The following is a 20,302-nucleotide window of genomic DNA, read 5'->3' as shown; positions in this document are numbered from 1 at the left end:
ATCGGGCGGGTGCTGCCTGGCCGGCAGGCCATGATCATCCACCTTTTGGGCTGTCAGAGCAGCTCAAAAGGTGGATGATCATGGTGGACGGCGACCGCGTCGCGGCGCAGGGCATCGAGTACACCGTCAACTCAGCCGTCGCCATCAGGCTCTCTTCCGAAGAGTTCATCGATGAGCTCGTCCGCTCTCGGATCGCGGCTCAACGGCGCCAGGTCCAGGGCGAGATCCAGGACCTCCAGGACATCCATGAGCTGTGCCACATTGACGTTCGGCTTGCCGCGTTCCAGCGCGTTCACCCATTCGCGAGACACACCGGCGCGGCGTGCGAGCTCAGCCTGAGTCAGTTCGCGCGCATAACGGCGAGCGCGCACCGCGCCGCCCAACTCCCGCACGCTCCGGAACATCTCTACCCCCAATCTTGTGCATGATCATCCACATTAGCTCGTGTGGACGATCATGCACAAGGTGGAACGTGGACGAACGTCCACAGGTCAGTGCGAGGACGGGCGGAGGAGCTGGCGGACGGCGCGGCCGGCGGCGAGGTCGTCGAAGGCGGCGGGGAGGCCGGCGAAGGGGACGTCGGCGGTGTGGAGGCGGTCGATGGGCAGCTTGCCGGCCTCCCACAGCCGGATCAGCCGCGGGATGTCGCGGGCCGGCGCGGCCGAGCCCATGTAGGAGCCGCGCAGCACGCGGCCCTCGCCGGTCAGGGTGACGGCGGGCAGCGAGCTGCGGTGCGACGGGTCGGGGAGGCCGACGGCGACGGTGGCGCCGCCGCGGGCGGTCGCGGCGAACGCGGTCTCGAGGACGGCGGCGCTGCCGACGCACTCGAAGGCATGGTCGGCGCCGCCGCCGGTCGCGTCGCGGACGGCGTCGACGAGGTCGGGCGCGGCGGCGGACAGGACGTGCGAGGCCCCGAGCGACGACGCCAGGTCCAGCTTCGACGACACGGTGTCGACGGCGACGACGGGGTGCGCGCCGGCCAGCACGGCCGCCATGACCGCGGACAGCCCCACCCCGCCCAGCCCGAACACGACCACCGACTCCCCCGGCCGCACGCCGGCCGTGTTGACGACGGCGCCGAAGCCGGTGAGGACGGCGCAGCCGAGCATGGCCGCGACATCGAACGGGACGGACGGCGGCACCACGACCACCGAGCCGCGCGCGACCACGGTCCGCTCGGCGAACGCCGAGACGCCCAGGTGGTGCGCGAACTCCACCCCGGAACGGCCGAACCGGGTGCCGCCGGCGACCAGCCGGCCCGCGCCGTTGGCCGCCGCGCCGACGGTGCACATGGCCGGCCGTCCGGCGGCGCACTCGAGGCAGTGCCCGCACGACGGCACGAACGTCATGACGACGTGGTCGCCGGGCGCGACGTCGATGACGCCGGGGCCGACGGCCTCGACGACGCCGGCCGCCTCGTGGCCCAGCACCATCGGCGTCGGCCGCGGCCGGCTGCCGTTGATGACCGAGAGGTCGGAGTGGCAGAGCCCGGCCGCCTCGACCCGCACCAGCAGCTCGCCGGCCTCGGGCCCGGAGAGGACGAGCGACTCCACCGTCAGGGCGTCGCCACCGGCATAGGGCGGCGACGCCCCGAGCCGCCACAGCACCGCGGCGCGGGTCTCGACACCGGTCACAGCAGTCCCAGCGCCGCGCGCGGGTCGCCGTCGAGCAGCCACTCGATCGTCGACGGCAGCACGTACGGCATCGTCGGCGGGCGGATCGCCGCGATCTCGCGCAGCCCGGCGACCGCCTGCGCCGGCGTCCAGATCGGGAAGTCGGACCCGAACAGCAGCTTGTCGACGACGCCCCACTCCTGGGCGCGGACCAGCGCGTGGTACCCGTCGAACGGCCGCGCCCACGACGCGGACACGTCGGTGAAGACGCGCCGGTTCTTCCGGCACACGACCATCGCCTCGCGCTGCCACGGGTGCCCCATGTGCGCCATGACCATGGTGAGGTCCGGGTGCCGGCGGGCCACCTCGTCGACGACCAGCGGCTGGCTGACCATCAGCGAACCGGACGGGCTCGGCGTCGCGCCCATGTGCCAGAGGATGACCAGCCCGGCGTCGGCAGCAGCGCGGTAGAAGGAGTCGAACCGCTCGTCCCGGGCGTCGAACAGGGACAGGACGGGGTACAGCTTGATGCCGCGCAGCCCGCGCGCGACGCCGTCGGCCAGCTGGTCGAGCACGTCGGCGTCGGTGGGGTCCAGCGCCATGAACCCGATCGTCTCGGTCCTCGTCGACGCGCAGAACCACTCCACGTACTCGTTCGGCGTCGCGACCCCGGCCGCCGTCGCCCGCAGGCCGAACACGCAGGCCACGGAGACGCCGCCGTCCTTCATCGCCCGGTCGTACTCCTCGGGCGTGAACGCGTGCGCCTCCTCCTGCCCGTAGACGGGCGCCCAGTTGGCCCTCCACTCGGGACCCCAGTGCTCGGGCTGGTGACAGTGGGTGTGGACGTCGAACATCCGGCGGGCCTCCTGATCTCTTTTTCCTCGTGGTACGCACCGCCGCGTGGGGACCTCGCGGTCGGCGTCTGGTTAGCTCACGAAGCGGGCGGGACGCAGCGAGCTGTGCACGATGCGCATGGCGGCGGCGGTGTCGGGGTCGCCGGCCAGCTCGGCCGCGGTCTCCATCAGCCGCTCCAGATAGAACTGCTGGCGGTCCGGGCCGAACTCGCCGGACGGGCCGGAGACGCTGACCGCCGCGAGGCAGTCACCGTCCAGCTCGACGGGGACGGCGACGCAGCGCAGGCCGACGCTGCGCTCGTTGTCGTCGAAGGCGTAGCCGCGCCGCTCGATCAGCCGCAGTTCGCGGGTCAGCTCGTCCATCGTGGTGACGGTGTCGTCGGTGAACCGGTCGAACGGGGCGGGCGGGAGGTGCTCGGCCAGCCGCTCCGCGGGCAGCCGCGAGAGCAGCAGCTTGCCCAGCCCGGTGCAGTAGGTGTGGTCGCGCACGCCGGGGCTGGCGTGGAACCGGATCGGCCGGTCCGGCTCGTGCACGCCGACGTGGATCACCTGGTCGCCGTCGAGCATGCCCAGGTTCGCCGTCTGGCCGGTGCGGTCGGCCAGCGGCGCGAGGTACCGGTCGGCGACGACGGACAGGTCCAGCGACGACATGTACGCGTTGGACAGCCGCAGCACCTTGTGCCCCAGCCGGTACGACGGCCGCTCGTCGACGCGGACGATGTACTCCATCTCCGCCAGCACCGCGAGCAGCCGGACCAGCGTGCTCTTCGGCAGCCCGGTCGACTCGCTGATCTCGACCAGCGTGAACGGCTCGGAGCCGGTCGACAGCAGCTCCATCAGCGCGAGGCCGCGCGCGAGTGCGTTGGCGTGGTAGTTCGCCGACGCCGGCCGATCGTCGTCGACGGAGTTGCGGCGGGTGGTTCTGGCGACGGGTCTCATGATCGCTGCCCCTTGTCCTTCGTCCGTGCTCTGAGTACGTGCCCGGCGCGGGCGCCGGTGTGCTGCCCGTGGGCGATGGTCGGCTCACCGTTGACGATCACGGCGTCGACGCCGGCGGGGTACTGCCTGGGGTCGGCGAATGTGGCGCGGTCGGCGAGCCGGCCGACGTCCAGGATCACGATGTCGGCGGCCTGTCCTGCGGCGATGGTGCCACGATCGACGATGCCCGCCCGGCGCGCCGCACCCGAGGTGGCCTTGCGGATCGCCTCGGGCAGCGTCAGGGTGCCGTCGGCGACGTGCTCGGAGAGCAGCCGCGGGTAGGCGCCGTAGGACCGCGGGTGCGGCATGCCGTTCCCCGTCGGCCCGTCGACGTCGAGGGCCTGGCCGTCCGAGCCGATCACCGACGCGGGATGGGCCAGGACGGCGCGCAGGTCGCCGGCGTCGCGGCCGCCGGCCACCATCGACACCGCGTTGCCGTGCCGGGCCAGCAGGTCCAGCGCGACGGTGTCGGCGTCGGCGCCGCGCTCGGCGGCCAGCGCGGTGACGGTGCGCCCGACGACGGCCGGGTCGGGCGCGGAGTTGACGGTGATCTCGTCCCAGCCCAGCGGCTGCCCGGACCAGTGCGCCCGGATCCGCGCGACCGCCTCGGGGTCGGTCAGCCGGGCCCGCATCGCGGCGTCGCCGCCGGCCTGCGCCCACGCGGGCAGCCGCTGCGCCAGCGGCGCGTTCCCGGCGAGGTACGGGTACATGTCGACGGCGACGTCGAGGCCGTCGGCGCGGGCGGCGTCGATCAGCTCCAGCGCCGCCGCCACGCTGCCCCAGTTGCGCCGGCCGACGGCCGTGAGGTGCGACAGCTGGGTGCGCACACCGGTGGCGGCGGCGACCTCCAGCGCCTCGCGCACCGCCGGCAGCACGTCGTCGGCGTAGTCGCGCAGGTGCCAGGCGAACACGGCGTCGTGCTCCGCGACGACGCGCGCCAGCGCGACCAGCTCGGCCCGCGCGGCGAACGTCAGCGGCGCGTACATCAACCCGGTCGACAGCCCGGCGGCGCCGTCGTCCAGCGCCTCGGCCAGCAGCGACGTCATCTCGTCCAGCTCCGCCGGCGTCGGCGGGCGGTCGTCGAAGCCGACGACGCCCGCGTGCAGCGGCAGGTGCCCGGCCAGCCCGGCGACGTTGACGCTGGGCCGGGCGGCGGCGACGGCATCGAGGTACTCGCCGTACGAGCGCCACTTCCAGTCGACGGACGGGTCGAGGTCGAGGTAGCCGACCGCGGCCCGCACGCCGTCGACGTCGGCGCCGCCGGCCAGCGGCGCGACGCCCAGCCCGCAGTTGCCGATCACCGTGGTCGTGACGCCCTGGTGGACGGCGCTGCGCGCGTGCGGCGCGGACAGCAGCGTGAGGTCGGAGTGGGTGTGCAGGTCGACGAAGCCCGGGCAGACGATCTTCCCGGTGGCGTCGATCGTCCGGGCGGCGGGACCGCCGGCCGCGACGATCAGCCCGCCGGACACCGCGACGTCGGCCCGGACGCCGTCCGCGCCCGTACCGTCGACGACCGTGCCGCCACTGATCACCAGGTCGATCACGAGGCGGCCCCAGGCAGCACCGGCAGCAGCTCCGGGAAGTGGCAGGCGCTCGGGTGACCGGCGCCCAGCCGGTCCTCCAGCGCGGGCACCTCCTCGGCGCACTTGGCCTGCGCCTTCCAGCAACGGGTCCGGAACCGGCAGCCCGACGGCGGGTTCGCCGGGTTCGGCACGTCGCCGGTCAGCGTGATCCGCTCGCGGGCGCCGCGCAGCCGCGGGTCCGGCACCGGCACCGCCGACAGCAACGCCTGCGTGTACGGGTGCTGCGGCGCGGCGAAGATCTCGTCGCGGGTGCCGGTCTCGACGATCACGCCCAGGTACATGACGGCGATCCGGTGCGACACGTGCCGCACGATCGAGAGGTCGTGCGAGATGAACAGGTACGCCAGCCCCAGCCGCCGCTGCAGCTCGCGCAGCTTGTTCACCACCTGCGCCTGGATCGACACGTCCAGCGCGCTGACCGGCTCGTCCAGCACCAGCAGCTCGGGGTCGAGCGCCAGCGCGCGGGCGATGCCGATGCGCTGGCGCTGGCCGCCGGAGAACTCGTGCGCGTACCGGTTGGCGTGCTCGGGTTGCAGCCCGACGAGGTCCAGCAGCTCGGACACCCGGTCGGCGCCGCCCTGGCGGTACTTGCCCTGCACCCGCAGCGGCTCGGCGACGATGTCGTGCACCGTCATGCGCGGCGACAGCGACGCGTACGGGTCCTGGAAGACGATCTGCGTCTTGCTGCGCCACGGCCGCAGCTCGTCCTCGCTCATCGTCGCGAGGTCGTTTCCGCGGTAGAGGATGCGCCCGGACGTCGGCTCCAGCAGCCGCACCACCATGCGCCCGGTGGTCGACTTGCCGCAGCCGGACTCGCCGACCAGGCTCAGCGTCTCGCCCTGGTCGAGGGCGAACGAGACGCCGTCGACCGCGCGTACCGCGCCGACCGGGCGGCGGAGCAGGCCGCCGCGGATCGGGAAGTGCATCGTCAGGTCGTCGACCCGCAGCACCTCCTCGCCCAGCCGGTCCAGCCGGTCGGCGGCCGCCGTCTCGACGGTCATCGGGTCACCTCCGTGTGGACGGCCGCGAGTTCCGCGGCGAAGTGGCAGGCGCTCTGGTGGCCGGCGCCGACGACGCGCGGCTGCGGCCGTTCCGTGCGGCAGCGGTCGCGGGCCAGCGGGCAGCGCGGGTGGAACGGGCAGCCGGGCGGCGGTGCGAGCAGGCTCGGCGGGCTGCCCGGGATCGGGTGCAGCTCGTCGACGTCGCGGTCCAGCCGGGGCAGGCTCTCCAGCAGCCCGACGGTGTACGGGTGCCGCGGCTCGGTGAAGACGGTGGTGACATCGCCCTGCTCGACCACGCGCCCGGCGTACATGACGACGACGCGGTCGGCCAGCTCGGCCACCACGCCGAGGTCGTGCGTGATCAGCAGCGTCGCCGCCTGGGTCTCCTGCTGGGCCACTTTGAGCAGGTCGAGCACCTGCGCCTGGATGGTGACGTCCAGCGCGGTGGTCGGCTCGTCCGCGATCAGCAGGCTGGGGCCGTTGGCGATCGCCATGGCGATCATGGCGCGCTGGCGCATGCCGCCGGAGAACTCGTGCGGGTACTGTTTGAACCGGGCCGCGGCGTCGGGCATGCCGACCAGCGCCAGCAGCTCGATCGCGCGGTCGCGGGCGGCCGCCTTCGACAGCTTCTTGTCGTGCAGCTTCAGCGCCTCGACGATCTGCCGGCCGACCGTGACGACGGGGTTGAGCGCCGTCATCGGGTCCTGGAAGATCATCGCGATCTCGGCGCCGCGGATCGCGCGCAGCTCCTTGGCCGGCAGCGTGGCGAGGTCGCGGCCGCGGAACCGGATCGTCCCGCCCGCTCGCCGGCCCGACTTCACCAGGCCGAGGATCGACATCGCGGTGACGCTCTTGCCGGAACCGGACTCGCCGACGACGCCGACGATCTCGCCCCGGCCGACGCTGAACGACGCGCCGTCGACGGCCTTGACGACGCCCTCGTCGGTGCGGAACTCGACGGCGAGGTCGTCGATCACCAGCAGCGGCTCCGTGCTCTCCACTACGACCTCCCCGACTGCCGCGGATCGACGGCGTCGCGCAGGCCGTCGCCGACGAAGTTGACCGACAACACCGTCGCGGCGATGGCCAGGCCCGGCGGCAACCAGAGCCACGGCATCGACTGGATCACCGTCAGGCTCTGCGCGTCGTTGAGCATGTTGCCCCAGCTGGCCTGCGGCGGCTGGACGCCGAGGCCGAGGAAGGACAGCACCGCCTCGGACAGGATCGCGCCGGCCACCGCGAGGGTTCCGACGACGACGATCTGGCCCATGGCGGCCGGCACGATGTGCTTGCGCAGCAGCCAGCCGCGGGACGCGCCGGCCACCCGGGCCGCGTGCAGGTACTCGCGTTCGCGCACGGCCAGCGTGACGCCGCGGACCATCCGCGCCGCCGTCGGCCACTCCGACGCCGCGATGGCGATGACGAGGATCGGGATGCTCGGGCCGAGCAGGCCCGCCAGCACGATGACGACGACGATGTTCGGGAACGACAGCATCATGTCCGCCGTGCGCATCAGCGCGGTGTCCAGCCAGCCGCCGAACAACCCGGCGACCGCGCCGACGAGCGTCCCGACCAGCACCGCCAGCAGCGCCGCGAACACGCCGACCATCAGCGAGACCCGGGCCGCGTAGACCAGCCGCGCGAACACGTCGCGGCCGGACGCGTCGGTCCCGAGCCAATGCTCGGCCGACGGCGGCTGCCGGATGGCGCCGAGGTCGACGGAGTACGGCGACTGGCCCGCGATCAGCGGCGCGAGGAGCGCCACGACCAGCAGCACCAGCAGGAAGATCGCGCCGCCGACGGCCACCTTGTTACGGCGGAAGCGGCGCGCCGCCATCGCCCGGGGCGAACGACGGCTGGACGACGGGCCGCCGGTGCCCGGCCCGGCGGCCACCGCCTCCTGAGCGGCGGTGACGTCGGCGGCGTCCAGGGAGGGTCGCAGGTCGCTCATGTCACCTTCACTCTCGGGTCGACGACGGCGTACGCGATGTCGGCGACCAGGTTGCAGACCAGCACCAACGCGGCCACGTACAGCGCGAACCCGACGATCACCGGGTAGTCCTGGGTGTTCACCGCCCGTACGGCGAGCTGGCCCATGCCCGGCCAGGCGAACACCTGCTCCAGCACGACGGCGCCGGCCAGCATCTGCGGGATGTTGATCATCACGATGGTGATCAGCGGGATCAGCGAGTTGCGCAGCGCGTGCCGGCTGACCACCCGTGCCAGGGAGCCGCCCTTCGCCTCCGCGGTGCGCACGTAGTCGGCCGACAGTTCGTCGATGAGGCTGCCGCGGACGTAGCGCGTCAGCGGTCCGGCGGCGGCCAGGCCGAGGATCGCCGCCGGCATGATCAGGTGTTTCAGGACGTCGGCGCCGCCTCCGCCGTCGGGCGTGGACATGCCCGACGACGGCAGCCAGCCCAGTTGCAGCGAGAAGACGTAGATCGCGGTGATGCCGAGGAAGAACGACGGCACCGAGATGACGCCGAGGCTGAGCGCCGCGGCGGCGTAGTCGACGCCGGTGTTGCGGCGGACCGCCGCGATGGTGCCCAGCGGGACCGCGATCAGCAGCGAGATGCCCAGCGCCGTCGACATCAGCAGGACGGTCGGGCCGAGCCGTTCCAGCAGCAGGCCGCTGACCGGCTCGCGGTTGAGGAACGACGAGCCCAGGTCGCCGCTGATCGCGTCCAGGAGCCACCGGGCGTACTGCACGAGGATCGGATCGTCCAGCCCCAGCTCGGCACGGCGGGCCTGGATGAACTGCTCGCTGCCCTCCTGCAGGTCCTCCGGACTGATCATCATCCGCACCGGGTCGCCCGGTGCCGCGCGGACCAGCAGGAACACCCCGATCCCGATCAACATGAAGACCACGATGTTGACCAGGATCCGCCTGACGACGAACGCCGCCACCGCTCACCTCCTCATCCGGGGTGTGGCGGGCGGGCCGCACGCCCGCCCGCCACACTCCTCGCGCTAGCTGTCGAGGGACCACTCCTGGACGTTCCAGAACGGGTTCGTCTGGTCGCCCATCGGCTCGAAGCCCTGGAGCCGGTCGGTGTGCGCCCAGATGGTGTCCGGGTTGTACAGGTAGATCATCGGCACCTCGGCGTTTTCGATCCGCGCGGCCTGCTGGAAGAGGTCGTAGCGGGCGGCCTCGTCGACCGTCGCGTTCGCCTCGAGCATGAGCCGGTCGAACTCCTCGTTGCACCAGAACGACAGGTTGGCGCCGTTCGGGTACCAGGTGGAGCAGCTGTCGATCGGGTAGACGGCGAACGGCTCGGTCGCGTAGTTGCCGCCACCGTAGAGCGTCATGTCGTAGGACTGCGCGTTCATCATGTCGGTCATCTCACCGGGCTGGACCTGGTTCAGCTCGAGCTTGATGCCGACCTCGCCGAGCTGCGCCTCCAGGACGGTGGCGGCGGTGTCGCGGTCGCGCTGGCCCGGGATCCAGGTGAGCTGGATGACCTGGTTGGGGTCCCAGTTCATCTCGGCCAGCAGCTCGCGGGCCTTGTCCGGGTCGTAGTCGTAGGTCTCCAGGTCGTCCGGGAGCGCGTCGGTCATGAAGCTGGCGTTCACCGGCTGTGCCTTGCCACCGAGGGCCTCGTCGATCAGTTGCTGCCGGTCGACGGCGTACAGCATCGCCTGACGCAGCCGGACGTCCTTGAGGTACGGCTTCTGCTGATTCACCGACGTGCGGATGAAACCGGCGCCCGGCCCGGAGGCCACCTCGATGCCGTCGAGAGCCTCGACCGTCTCGAGGTCGGCCGGCGAGATCTGCGCCAGGTCCATCTCGCCGGTGCCCAGCTGGGCCGTGGCGACGTCGGACGTCACCGGGCGCAGGTAGATCTCGTCGATGTCGACCTCGCCCTCGCGGAACGCCGGGTTCTTGACGAGGTGGACGTACTGGTCGGTCTTGTACTCCTGGAAGACGTACGGGCCGAGGCCGACCGTCGGGCTCTTCGTGAAGAAGTCCGTCGTGTCCATCTCGTCGACCGGCACGTCGGCCAGTGCGTGCTGCGGGATGATGAAAATGTTGCCGGTCAGGCCGACGATGCCGATGTTCGGCTTGGTCAGCGTGATCTGGAAGGTGTGCTCGTCGGGCGCGGTGAAGCCGCTGACGGTCTCGGCGGTGCCGGCGGCCACCTCGGCGGCGCCCGCGACGTCGGCGAACTTGCCCGCCGACGGGCTGCCGGTCGCCGGGTTGGCCACCATGTTGTACGTGAAGACGACGTCCTCGGCGGTGAACGGCTCGCCGTCGCTCCAGGTCACCCCCTCCTGGAGGGTGTACGTGATGGTGAGACCGTCGTCGGAGATCTCCGGCAGGCCGGTCGCGAGCCGCGGGTACAGCTGGAAGTCCGGGTTCACGCCCAGCAGCGAGTCGTAGATGAGGTTCATGACGACCTGGTCCGGCCCGTGCGCCGGCGCCATCGGGCTCCAGTTGGAGTTCGGCGCCTGGTACAGGTAGGCGTTGAGGGCGGTGTCCTCGGCGGCGGCGCCGTCGGTGCCCTCGTCGCTGGTGTTGCCGGTGTCGTCGCTCTGGGTCGGATCCGAACAGGCCGCGACGGCGAGGATCAGGGACAGGCCGGCGGAGATCAGGGCTGCGCGTTGCGCTCGGGAACGTCTCACAGCTACCTCTCAGGGATCTGTTCTGGCCGGGACCGGCCCGGCGGGGGTGGTGGTTGGGGGTTCAGACGACGCGGTTGGTGAGGGTGCCGAGGCCGGCGATGCGCACCGTCATCTCGTCGCCCGCGGCCAGATAGGTTCCCGATGCCGCACCGACACCGGCCGGCGTGCCGGTCATGATGATGTCGGTGGGCTCGAGCGTCATCAGCCGCGATGCGAACGCGACCAGTTCGGCGACGGTGAAGATCATGCCGGCCGTGCTCCCGTTCTGCCGGAGCGTGCCGTTGACCTCGAGCTCGACGCCGAGGTCCTGCGGGTCGGGCACCTCGTCGGCCGTGACGAGGTAGGGGCCGTACGGTGCGAAGCCGTCCGGCCACTTGCCGGCCAGCCAGTCGAAGTAGCCGACCGCCGGTGAGGAGGTTTCGCGCGGGTACCCGTAGTCGACCGATCGGGCCGACACGTCGTTGCCCACGGCGTAGCCCGCCACGTGGTCCAGGGCCTTCTCCACCGGGATGTCCCGGCCGCCCCGGCCCAGGACGACGACCAGCTCGGCCTCCCAGTCGACCTGGGTGCTGATCGCCGGCAGGGCGATGTCGGCGCCCGGGTCGGCGACGGACGTGCCCGGCTTGAGGAACAGCCGCGGCGCCAGGGTGGTCTTGTCCAGCGGCTTCCCGCCACCCTCGGCGACGTGGTCCTGGTAGTTCGCGGCCACCGCGAGCACCTTCGTGGGGCGCGCGATCGGGGCGCGGACGGCGAGATCGGCCAGCCGGTGGGTGCCGGCGGGGTCGCCGGGCCGCCAGGCGGCGTCGGTGCCGGCGCCGGCCTCCACCACTGCGGCGAGGTCGCCGTCGCCGAGCTCGGCGACGGTGCCGGCGGCCTCGTCGGCGACGTACCCGTGCCGGGTCGCGCCGTCGCGGGTGTAGCTGACCAGCTTCATCGGCTGCCTTCCTTGTCAGTGGCGAGGTCGACGGGTGCTCCGGACGCGGCCGACGCGCGGGCCGCGTCGACGATCTCGGCGACGTGGACGGCGTCGGCGGCGGACGGGCTGCTCGGGCGGCCCGCGACGATGGCCGCGCGCAACTCGTCGAGCAGCCGGTCCACCGTGCCGGGGCCGTGCCAGGTCTGGCTCGACGCCTCGCCCCGGCGCAGGACGACAGCCGGGCGCGAGGCGTCGATGTCGAGGACGCCGTGCGAGCCGCTGACGCGGTAGCGGTGCACGGCGAGTCCGGCCGGCCGGGTATCGGCCAGCTCGCGAATCCGGCCGACGCTGATCGTGCTGGTCAGGCCGTTCTCGTGGGTGAGGAAGAGCAGCGCGAAGTCGTCCGCGTCGCCGCCGCCCCAGTGCGTCGAGAGGCGCGCGAAGACCCGGCGGACCCGCAGCCCGGTGAGCGCGAGCACGACGTCGAGCGGGTAGACGGCGAAGTTGGCCAGCTCGCCGGCCGGCGACGGCGTGCCGCCGGCGACCAGGAAGTCGGCCTGCACGTTCCACGGCAGCCCGACCTTCCCACCGGCGACGGCGCCGCGCGCGGCCGCGATCATCGGGTGGAACCGCTGGTGGTGCGCGGGCAGGCAGACCCGGCCGGTCTCGGCGGCGACGGCGGCGACCTTGGCCGCGTCGGCCGCGGTCAGCGCCAGCGGCTTGTCGACGAGCACGTGCTTGCCGGCCTGCAGGGCGGCGATGACGGCGTCGGCCCGCTGGTCCGGCTCGACGCAGACGCTGACGACATCGACGGCGGGGTCGTCGAGCCGGGTCGTGTCGGGCCGGACCTCGAAGCCGGGGTGCGCCTCGAACGCCGGCCGGTACATGGTGCTCTGGTGGTCCTGGTCGGCGCCCAGGCCGGCGGAGCCGAGCAGCAGCACGCCGAGGGTGGTGTCGCTCATGCGTGCACCCCTCCCATGACCTCGTCCAGCGTGACCGGTTCGCCGCGCTCGATGGACAGCTCCGCGGCGACGCCGAGGGCGACCGCGCGGACGGCGTCGGCCGGGGTCATCGCCCGCTCCGCGGCCGGATCGGCGATCGCGTCCAGCCAGGCGTCCAGCTGGACGGCGAACCCGTTGGCGGCCTGCGGGTGCAGCAGGCTCGTCCCGGACTCCGTCACGACGGTGGAGCCCCAGCCGTCGGCCGGCAGCTGCAGCACGCCGTCGGTGCCTGCGACCAGCACGTCGCGGCGGTCGAGGGTGGACGGGCGGTGGCCGCGGCTCATCTCGCACACGGCGTCGGCGCCCCCGGCGTACCGCACGTGCATCTCCAGGTAGTCGTAGATGCGCAGCTCGGCGGCGGTCTGCGCCCGGCCGCGCGCGTAGACGGAGACCGGCTCGTCGCGCAGCCACCAGCTGACGAGGTCGAGCAGGTGGACGCCGTTGTGCAGCGCGTGCCCGCCGGACTTGGCCGGGTCGAGCACCCAGGCCCGCCAGTCCGGCCAGATCCAGCCGCCGAGCAGCGCCAGCCGGGCGAACACCGGCCGGCCGACGGCGCCGCCGGCGATCGCGTCGTTCACCGCCCGGGCGTAGTCGTAGAACCGGTGCGTGTGCGCCGCCATCACGACCGTGCCCGCGGCGTCGAACGCCTCGACGACCGCGCGGGCGGACGGAACCGTGATGGTGAGCGGCTTCTCCATCAGCAGGTGCTTGCCAGCGGCGGCGATCTGGAGTGCGATGGGTTCGTGCGTCAGGTTCGGCGTGCACACGATGGCCGCGCCGACGTCCGGACGGGCCAGCGCCTCGGCGAGGTCGGTGCTCCACGGCACGCCGCCGGCGGCGGTCGCGGCGGCGCTCGCGCGGCCCGCGTCGACGTCGACGATGCCGGCGAGACGGGCGCGGGAGCTGCCGCGCAGCGCGGCGCCGTGGTGGTCGGCGATGAAGCCGGCGCCGACGATGATCACACCCAGTGGCGCTGTGTCGTCAGTCACGGAATGGCGTGCCATGCCGAGTCATCCTGGATCTCGGGGCTGGCCCTGTCAAGGCCCGTCGCTGTGACGATCGCGTAACGCGACGAGAAATGGAACGTCTTGCCATGCTTGGCGAAGCAACCTACTCTTCGGGGCAACGACACCACCGAGAGGCGTCGCGCGACGGCTGTGAGCCGACCGCGACGCGGGAACAGGAGTCCGATGTCCCCGGGGATCGGCACGGCAGCCTCCGACCACAGTCCACGCAACTCGTCCACCCGCGGCTGGGCATTGCAGCAAGCCGCCGCGGAGGTGCTGCCCGGCGGCGTGAACTCCGCGACGCGTTACGTGGGGCACCCGTACGCGTTCGGCGGCGGTGATGGCGCATACGTCGTCGACCTCGACGGCAATCGGTACCTCGACTACCACGCGGCGTTCGGGGCGATCCTGCTCGGGCACAACTCCCCCGTGGTCGACGACCCCGTGCGCGACGCCGTCGGCAAGCTCGACCTGTTCGGCCTCGGCGTCACCGAACTGGAGGTCGAGCTGGCCACCCGGGTCACCGAGGTGATCCCGTCCGCGGAGATGATGATCGCGACGATGAGCGGGTCGGAGGCCACCGCGCAGGCGGTCCGGCTGGCCCGCGCCGCGACCAGCCGCAAGCTGCTGGTGAAGTTCCAGGGCGGCTTCCACGGCTGGCACGACGCCGTCGCCCGCAACGTCATCTCCCGCCCGGAGCTGGCCTACGGCCGCGACCCGCTGTCGGCGGGCATCCTCGACACCGCGCTCGAGTCGACGCTGATCGCCGAGTTCAACGACCTCGACTCCGTGAAGGCGCTGTTCGAGCAGCACCCGGAGCGCATCGCGGCCGTCATCATGGAGCCGATCCCGCACAACGTCGGCGCGCTCGTCCCCACCCAGGAGTTCGTCACCGGGCTGCGGGATCTCACGTCGGCCGAGGGCGCCGTGCTGATCTTCGACGAGGTCATCACCGGCTTCCGGCACGCCCTCGGCGGCTACCAGGAGATCTGCGGCGTCCGGCCCGACCTCACCACGTTCGGCAAGGGCATGGCCAACGGCTACCCGATCGGCGGCCTGGCCGGGCCCCGCTCGCTGATGGAGCGGTTCGACGGCCAGAAGGGCGACGTGCTGCTGGCCGGCACGTTCAACGGCTACGCCCTCGGTGCGACGGCCGCCATCGCCACCATCGACCACCTGCGTGCCAACCCGGACTTCTACACCCGGACGCATGCGCTGGGGGCGCGGATCCGCGACGGCCTGGCGGCGATCGTGGCCGAGCTGGGCTTGGAGGCGACGGTGGCCGGCTTCGGCGGCGTGTTCTCGCTCTACTTCGCCGCCGCCCCGATCAGGGGCTACCGCGACCTCATGCGCAACGACAACCAGGCCTACGCCGCGTTCCACCGCCGCATGACCGACAAGGGCTTCCTGATGATCCCGATGTCGCTCAAGCGCAACCACGTCTCCGGCTCGCACACCGACGATGACGTCGACCGCACGCTGGAGGCCGCCAGCGACGTCCTCGCCGCCATGAAGGCCGACGGCACGGCGCACTAGCCGGGCCGGGTGGCGCCCGCGTCGTCGCGCAGGACCCGCGGTACCCGCGACACCCGCGGGTCGGTGCTCTCGATCTCGTGCAGCGGCGCCACCCGAACCACGCCCGCCGGAAGCACCACCTCGACGTACCGCGCGACGTCGGCGGGTGGGACCAGTCGCACCCGCGCCCAGTGCCTGGCCGACACCATCCAGAACGAGTCGTCGGGGCACTGCTGCCGCAACAGGTCGCGCAGCCGTGCTCCAGCATCGGCGACATCGTGGTCGGTGACGCCCGGCCACGCCCCCGGACACGAGTAGAAGGGCCAGGTGTTGCGCTTGACCGAGATCTTCGGCCCGAGCATCTGGACCCGGCGCGCCAGGGCTTCGCAGGCCGCCGGCAGATCGGCGACCGCGATGTCGAGGTGGTCCACCGGTACCGGCGCTCCGAGCAACTGCGCCGCGGCCACGCCTTCGACGCGGTGGTCCGGGGCGACGTACTCGTGCAGCGAGTTCCCGTACTGGACCGCCGGCCGGTCCTCGATCGGGCTGGCCGCGACCCGCGCCATCGCCCGCCGCACGTCGGCGTCGAGCGGCTCGAGCTCGGCGTGCAGTTGCTTGCCGGCAGCCGCTAGAACCGCACGCAGCGCCCCCAGGGTGGGAAGCCGGCGACCCTTCTCGTAGTGCGAGATGGCGAACCGGCTCACCCCTGCTCGCTGGGCCAGCTCCAGCTGCGTGAGCCCCGCTTCGTGTCTGGCCCGGCTGATCAGCGCACCCACATCCATGCCGCCATCGTGGCGCGCCGGCCGTCCGGCGGTACCGCCGTTCCGGCCGAATGTGGACAACCCGCGTCCACGAACCGGCCTGTGGACGACGCCCCGCCCGCTGCTCGGCGACCCGGGAGGGGGACGGGGACGGTGGTAGCTGCTGCGGCGGGTTGACCTGAGCGCCAACAGTTGGCGCCGATGTCACCGCGCCGGGAAGGAGATGCCGGCCCCCGACCCGCCGGGCGTGGACCAGCCGGGCGTGGACCAGCCGGGCGTGGACCAGCCGGGCCTGGACCGGCCGACCGGACCGCCGCCGTTCCATCAGGGCCACGGCCAACTCATCAGCGCCGGGCGAGAGCTCCCCTGGCGAACATCGCCAGCACCGGCCCGACCCGGGCGTCGGCAGCGAGCTCGCCGGCGACGTCGCGGAGGGTCGCGACGATGTGCGACTCGCGCTCCGGCGTCAGCTCGGCGGCCGGCCCCGAGACGCCGAGCGCGCCGAGCAGTTCGCCGTCGACGCGCACGGCGACGGCGACGCAGCGCAGGCCGCGGGCGCACTCCTCGTCGTCGACGGCGTAGCCGCGGTCGCGGACGCGCCGCAGTTCGGCCTCCAGCGCCCGCTCGGTGACGATGGTGCGCTCGGTGAGTTGCTGGAACGGCTGCGACGGCAGATGCTCGCGCGCCTCGTCGAGGGTGAGGCCGGCCAGCATCGCCTTGCCGACGCCGGACGCGTGGGCCGGCGACCTGCCGCCCTCCTTGCCGGTGAAGTGCAGCGGCCGCTCCGGGAACTCGACGCACAGGTCGGCGGCGTGCACGCCGTCGAGGGCCGCGTACTTCGCCGTCCAGCCGACCTCGTGGGCGAGTGCGCGCACGTGCGGCCGGAGCAGGTCGACCGGCGTGCCGCTGTCGAGGTAGGCGGTGACGATCGGCAGCACGCCGTGACCGAGCACGAAGGCCGGCCGGTCGTCGACCCGGAGCACGAAGTCCTGCTCCTCGAGCACCGCCAGCAACCGGACCAGGGTGCTCTTCGGCTGCTCCGTCACCTCGTGCAGGTCGGTGAGCGTGACGGGCGCGCCGGCCGACGCGACGTGCACCAGGACGCGCAACCCCCGCGTGAGCGCGTGCGAGTGGTAGTGGGCGCGGTCGGCACCGGCCGCACCGTCCATGGGCGTCTCCATGCGCACCTCCTTGTGGAAGCTCTTTTCACGTATCGACGTTCACGAGCGGCACCGACACCACTCCCGAACCTTGAGCGCAGACTAACACCGCAACCGATCACCGCTGGACAAGGGCGGTACGGCCGACTATTCCGGGGCGAGCACGGCGGGCAAGCGGCGGCCGTTGACATGGCATCAGATTCCATATAGTCATGGGTCACGCAGTCCCCAGCCCGCACGATCGTGAGGTGGAGACCGATGAGACTTCGACACCGTCGACGAGGCATCGCGCTGTTCGCGGCCGCCCCGCTGCTCCTGGGAGTCGTGCCCGGCGGCTCCGCCCAGCCGGCCGCCCCGGCCGCCCCGGCTGCCCAGGCCGCCCCGGCCGGCGAGACGCAGCATCCGATCGTCAACCCGTCCTTCGAGGACTCCGCCCCCGGCACCGCGCCGGCCGGCTGGACCGTCAGCACCACCGGGACCGGCGGCTCCGCCCTCGTCACCGACGCCGACGCCTCGACCGGCGAGCAGAGCCTGCGGGTCGTCCAACCGGCCGGCAGCACGGTGACGGCGGTCAGCAGCGCGACGCCGGTCGTGCAGGAGCAGCGGCTCTACATCACCGGCCGGCTCGAGCTCGAGGCCGGCACCTCGGCGTCGCTGATGATCTACTACCGCAAGGCCGACGGCACCCGGATGACCGACCGGCAGATCCAGGTCACCGGGACGGGTTGGCAGGACCTGCGCCTGCCGCTCGCCGCGCCGCCGTACGCCACCGACGTGGTCATCATGGTCCGGGCGAACTCCGCCGCCGGCGGCACGACGCTGGTCGATGACATGCACCTGGTCGAGGAGGAGCCCGAATCGTACGATCCGGTGCTCGGCGTGCAGCAGGAGCTGTTCATCGACGACTACCGGATCGAGTCGACCGACCTGGAGCGCGTCGTGCACCCCGGCACCAAGACGGGTCCGGTGCTGACCCCCACCGAGCCGTGGGAGGGTGTCATGACGCAGATCATGGGGTCGGTGTTCTGGGACCCGTCGTACGGCAAGTACCGGATGTACTACGTCGGAATCAACGCTGGCTGGCGGATTCTCTACGCCGAGAGCGACGACGGCACCACGTGGGAGAAGCCGGACCTCGGCCTGGTCGACTACCAGGGCTCCAAGGCCAACAACATCGTGCTCGCGCCCGCGGGCGGTGGAGGGGTGGTCTACGACCCGGACGACGCCGACCCGAATCGCCGCTACAAGATGCTCACCCTGGTGTGGTCGGGCTCGACGCGCACCTACCGAGCGTTCTTCTCCCCGGATGGCTTTGTCTGGACCCCGTCGCCGGTCGCCCCCGCCATCCCCGGAGCCGACGTCGTCACCGTCAGCTACGACCAGGAGAAGGGCCACTTCATCGCCCTGACCAAGCAGATCTACGGCGTGCGCGCCTTCTTCCTGTCCACCAGCACCGATTTCGTGCACTGGACCTACCCGGAGTACGCGCTGGCAGCGGATGAGCTAGACCAGACCATCGCCGTCTCCCACGGGGCGCTGGAAGCCCAGACCTACGCGGTGCCGGCGTTGCCGTACGGCAACGACTACATCGGGTTCCCGTGGATGTTCGAGATCACCGCCCACGACGACCCCGGCGGCACCGGCGGCGGCGCCGACGGCACCACCGACGTCCAGATCGCCGCATCCCGTGACCTTCGACACTGGCACCGTCCGGACCGGTCCAACGTGTTCCTCCGCGGCCCTGACGGCAGCTGGGACGACAGCATGGTCATCACCAGCAGCGACCTGATCGTCACCGACACTGAGGTGTCGACGTACTACGGCGGCTGGGACGGCACCCACGCGATCCCGGGCGGCGAGCGCAAGGCCGCCATCGGCAAGGTCACCTGGCGCAAGGACGGCTGGGTCTCGATGCGCGCCGGCGCCGAGACCGGCACGCTGACGACAAGAGAGCTGGAGGTCTCCGGCGACTCGCTGGTCGTCAACGCCGTCCTCGGCACCGGCGGGTCGCTGCGGGCGGAGCTGCTCGACGCCGCCGGCGACCCGCTGCCCGGCTTCGGCCTGGCCGCGTCGAACCCCGTCACCGGCGACCAGCTGGCCGCCGAGCTGACCTGGGACGGCGCCGACTTCGCCGCGATCGGCGACCAGCCGGTCAGGATCCGGTTCCACCTCACCGGCGGCGACCTGTACTCGTTCACCGTCGCCGACGGCGCGACGATCGCCTTCGGCGGCAGCGACTCCGGCGTGGAGAACCGGGCCGGAGCCGGCGACCGGACGCTGGTCGAGGAGGTGTGGTCGCACGCTCCGTTCCGCGACCACGGCCAGTTCGTCCGCACCGTCCACGAGGTCGCCGAGCGCTGGCGCGCCACCGGCCTGCTCACCCGCGACGAGGCGCGGTCGGTCCGCGTCGCCGCCGCCCGTTCCGACGTCGGCCGTACCCACTCCGAGGAGACCCGTTGATCGTCGACGTGCACACCCACTGCAACACCTCGGCCCACCACGGCCGATACGAGAAGGACCGGGCGCGGATCTACGGCGGCCGGCCGGAGAACCCGCCGGACACGTACGACGAGGCGATGAAGGACGTCGACGTCTCGATCGTCGTCGGCCTGCGCGCCACCCGGCTCGGCGTCGCCACGCCGAACGCGTACATCGAGGATTTCGTCCGGCAGACGACGGTCCCCACGATCGGCTACATGGCGCTGGACCTGTCCGACGACGACGTCATGGACCAGCTGGAGGACGGCCTGGCGCGCGGCCTCAAAGGGGTGAAGCTCTACCCGATCCTGGCCGGCTTCGACGTGCGCGAGCCGAAGCACGACCCGTTCTTCCGCGAGGTGGCCCGGCTCGGCGTGCCGTTGCTCATCCACACCGGCACCAGCGCGTCGCCCGACGCGATCCTGGAGCTGAGCCACCCGCTAGTCTACGACGGGCTGGCCCGCCGGCACCCGGACGTGCGGATGGTGCTGGCGCACATGTCGCATCCGTGGCAGCGCGAGTGCGTCATCGTGCTGCGCAAGCACGCCCACGTGTACGCGGACGTGTCGGCGATGTGGCTGCGCACGATGGAGGGCTACCAGGCGATCGTCCGGGCCCAGGAGTGGGGCGTCCTCGACAAGCTGGTGTTCGGCTCGGACTACCCCATCTGGACCCCGCGGCAGGGCATCGACGGGCTGCGGGCGATGGCGGCGCGCGACTGGTCGCCGTTCCCGCAGATCGAGCCCGAGACGATCGAGAGCATCCTCCACCGCGACAGCCTGGCGCTGCTGGGGCTCGAGGCGCCCTGACGA

General features: G+C 72.3%; 18 protein-coding genes. 3 read left to right on the top strand and 15 right to left on the bottom strand.

All coding sequences use genetic code 11. The features are described from left to right. Positions 1–131 precede the first annotated feature (131 nt). From ACW62_RS33455 to ACW62_RS27985, 13 genes are all read right to left on the bottom strand, one after another. Complete coding sequence (locus ACW62_RS33455) at positions 132–392, bottom strand: helix-turn-helix domain-containing protein (RefSeq protein WP_169792141.1); 261 nt, start codon at positions 390–392, stop codon at positions 132–134. Between the two features lie 99 nt (positions 393–491). Continuing rightward, complete coding sequence (locus tag ACW62_RS28040; RefSeq protein WP_053207425.1) at positions 492–1,634, bottom strand: zinc-binding dehydrogenase; 1,143 nt, start codon at positions 1,632–1,634, stop codon at positions 492–494. Next, positions 1,631–2,467, bottom strand: coding sequence for an amidohydrolase family protein (locus tag ACW62_RS28035; protein ID WP_053207424.1), 837 nt, complete (start codon positions 2,465–2,467; stop codon positions 1,631–1,633). The genes ACW62_RS28040 and ACW62_RS28035 overlap by 4 nt, the downstream gene beginning before the upstream one ends. Before the next feature lie 72 nt (positions 2,468–2,539). Next, a complete protein-coding gene (locus ACW62_RS28030; RefSeq protein WP_053207423.1) occupies positions 2,540–3,406 on the bottom strand; it encodes an IclR family transcriptional regulator in 867 nt (288 codons plus the stop codon). Beyond that, a complete protein-coding gene (locus ACW62_RS28025; RefSeq protein WP_053207422.1) occupies positions 3,403–4,989 on the bottom strand; it encodes an N-acyl-D-amino-acid deacylase family protein in 1,587 nt (528 codons plus the stop codon). The genes ACW62_RS28030 and ACW62_RS28025 overlap by 4 nt, the downstream gene beginning before the upstream one ends. Beyond that, a complete protein-coding gene (locus tag ACW62_RS28020; protein ID WP_053207421.1) occupies positions 4,986–6,029 on the bottom strand; it encodes an ABC transporter ATP-binding protein in 1,044 nt (347 codons plus the stop codon). Before ACW62_RS28020 ends, ACW62_RS28025 begins: the two co-directional genes overlap by 4 nt. After that, positions 6,026–7,030 (bottom strand): ABC transporter ATP-binding protein, encoded by a 1,005-nt coding sequence (locus tag ACW62_RS28015; RefSeq protein WP_053207420.1) that lies wholly within the window; start codon positions 7,028–7,030, stop codon positions 6,026–6,028. Before ACW62_RS28015 ends, ACW62_RS28020 begins: the two co-directional genes overlap by 4 nt. Next, positions 7,030–7,980, bottom strand: a complete 951-nt coding sequence (gene opp4C, locus ACW62_RS28010; protein ID WP_205629655.1) for an oligopeptide ABC transporter permease — start codon at positions 7,978–7,980, stop codon at positions 7,030–7,032. Before opp4C ends, ACW62_RS28015 begins: the two co-directional genes overlap by 1 nt. Further along, entirely contained in the window at positions 7,977–8,936 is a 960-nt protein-coding gene (locus ACW62_RS28005; RefSeq protein ID WP_053207419.1) for an ABC transporter permease, read from the bottom strand. The genes opp4C and ACW62_RS28005 overlap by 4 nt, the downstream gene beginning before the upstream one ends. Positions 8,937–8,999: 63 nt before the next feature. Further along, complete coding sequence (locus ACW62_RS28000) at positions 9,000–10,652, bottom strand: ABC transporter substrate-binding protein (RefSeq protein ID WP_053207418.1); 1,653 nt, start codon at positions 10,650–10,652, stop codon at positions 9,000–9,002. Positions 10,653–10,713: 61 nt separating this feature from the next. Further along, the gene (locus ACW62_RS27995; RefSeq protein WP_053207417.1) at positions 10,714–11,586 is read right to left on the bottom strand and encodes a fumarylacetoacetate hydrolase family protein; all 873 of its coding nucleotides are present in this window, start codon (positions 11,584–11,586) and stop codon (positions 10,714–10,716) included. Then, positions 11,583–12,530 (bottom strand): Gfo/Idh/MocA family protein, encoded by a 948-nt coding sequence (locus ACW62_RS27990; RefSeq protein ID WP_053207416.1) that lies wholly within the window; start codon positions 12,528–12,530, stop codon positions 11,583–11,585. Before ACW62_RS27990 ends, ACW62_RS27995 begins: the two co-directional genes overlap by 4 nt. Further along, positions 12,527–13,573 carry a Gfo/Idh/MocA family protein gene (locus ACW62_RS27985; RefSeq protein WP_083460249.1) on the bottom strand — a complete coding sequence of 349 codons (1,047 nt, stop codon included), beginning with the start codon at positions 13,571–13,573 and terminating at the stop codon, positions 12,527–12,529. The genes ACW62_RS27990 and ACW62_RS27985 overlap by 4 nt, the downstream gene beginning before the upstream one ends. A 186-nt stretch (positions 13,574–13,759) precedes the next feature. On the opposite strand from ACW62_RS27985, the gene ACW62_RS27980 reads away from it, so the two are divergent. Beyond that, a complete protein-coding gene (locus tag ACW62_RS27980; RefSeq protein ID WP_083460248.1) occupies positions 13,760–15,112 on the top strand; it encodes an aspartate aminotransferase family protein in 1,353 nt (450 codons plus the stop codon). Here the strand turns inward: ACW62_RS27980 and ACW62_RS27975 are convergent. Then, the gene (locus tag ACW62_RS27975) at positions 15,109–15,873 is read right to left on the bottom strand and encodes a helix-turn-helix transcriptional regulator (RefSeq protein ID WP_053207413.1); all 765 of its coding nucleotides are present in this window, start codon (positions 15,871–15,873) and stop codon (positions 15,109–15,111) included. The genes ACW62_RS27980 and ACW62_RS27975 overlap by 4 nt on opposite strands. A 323-nt stretch (positions 15,874–16,196) precedes the next feature. Beyond that, positions 16,197–17,033 (bottom strand): IclR family transcriptional regulator, encoded by an 837-nt coding sequence (locus ACW62_RS27970; protein ID WP_053207412.1) that lies wholly within the window; start codon positions 17,031–17,033, stop codon positions 16,197–16,199. A gap of 237 nt (positions 17,034–17,270) precedes the next feature. Between ACW62_RS27970 and ACW62_RS34880 the strand changes: the two genes are divergently transcribed. Continuing rightward, a complete protein-coding gene (locus ACW62_RS34880) occupies positions 17,271–19,472 on the top strand; it encodes a hypothetical protein (protein ID WP_053207411.1) in 2,202 nt (733 codons plus the stop codon). Next, positions 19,469–20,299: an amidohydrolase family protein gene (locus ACW62_RS27960; RefSeq protein WP_053207410.1), complete on the top strand. Its 831-nt coding sequence runs from the start codon at positions 19,469–19,471 to the stop codon at positions 20,297–20,299. Before ACW62_RS34880 ends, ACW62_RS27960 begins: the two co-directional genes overlap by 4 nt. The last annotated feature ends 3 nt before the right edge of the window (positions 20,300–20,302 follow it).

It is taken from the genome of Jiangella muralis (assembly GCF_001270745.1).
In the GTDB taxonomy this organism is placed as follows: domain Bacteria; phylum Actinomycetota; class Actinomycetes; order Jiangellales; family Jiangellaceae; genus Jiangella; species Jiangella muralis.
The sequence above is the reverse complement of the archived record's forward strand: the minus strand, read 5'-3'. Positions and strand labels throughout refer to the sequence as shown.

What these genes read in the sequence shown, in the direction of transcription:
- ACW62_RS28035 (WP_053207424.1), bottom strand. Translation starts at nt 2,467, where the DNA reads ATGTTCGACGTCCACACCCACTGTCACCAGCCCGAGCACTGGGGTCCC.
- ACW62_RS28030 (WP_053207423.1), bottom strand. Translation starts at nt 3,406, where the DNA reads ATGAGACCCGTCGCCAGAACCACCCGCCGCAACTCCGTCGACGACGAT.
- ACW62_RS28020 (WP_053207421.1), bottom strand. Translation starts at nt 6,029, where the DNA reads ATGACCGTCGAGACGGCGGCCGCCGACCGGCTGGACCGGCTGGGCGAG.
- opp4C (WP_205629655.1), bottom strand. Translation starts at nt 7,980, where the DNA reads ATGAGCGACCTGCGACCCTCCCTGGACGCCGCCGACGTCACCGCCGCT.
- ACW62_RS27995 (WP_053207417.1), bottom strand. Translation starts at nt 11,586, where the DNA reads ATGAAGCTGGTCAGCTACACCCGCGACGGCGCGACCCGGCACGGGTAC.
- ACW62_RS27990 (WP_053207416.1), bottom strand. Translation starts at nt 12,530, where the DNA reads ATGAGCGACACCACCCTCGGCGTGCTGCTGCTCGGCTCCGCCGGCCTG.
- ACW62_RS27985 (WP_083460249.1), bottom strand. Translation starts at nt 13,573, where the DNA reads ATGGCACGCCATTCCGTGACTGACGACACAGCGCCACTGGGTGTGATC.
- ACW62_RS27980 (WP_083460248.1), top strand. Translation starts at nt 13,760, where the DNA reads ATGTCCCCGGGGATCGGCACGGCAGCCTCCGACCACAGTCCACGCAAC.
- ACW62_RS27975 (WP_053207413.1), bottom strand. Translation starts at nt 15,873, where the DNA reads ATGGATGTGGGTGCGCTGATCAGCCGGGCCAGACACGAAGCGGGGCTC.
- ACW62_RS27970 (WP_053207412.1), bottom strand. Translation starts at nt 17,033, where the DNA reads ATGGAGACGCCCATGGACGGTGCGGCCGGTGCCGACCGCGCCCACTAC.
- ACW62_RS34880 (WP_053207411.1), top strand. Translation starts at nt 17,271, where the DNA reads ATGAGACTTCGACACCGTCGACGAGGCATCGCGCTGTTCGCGGCCGCC.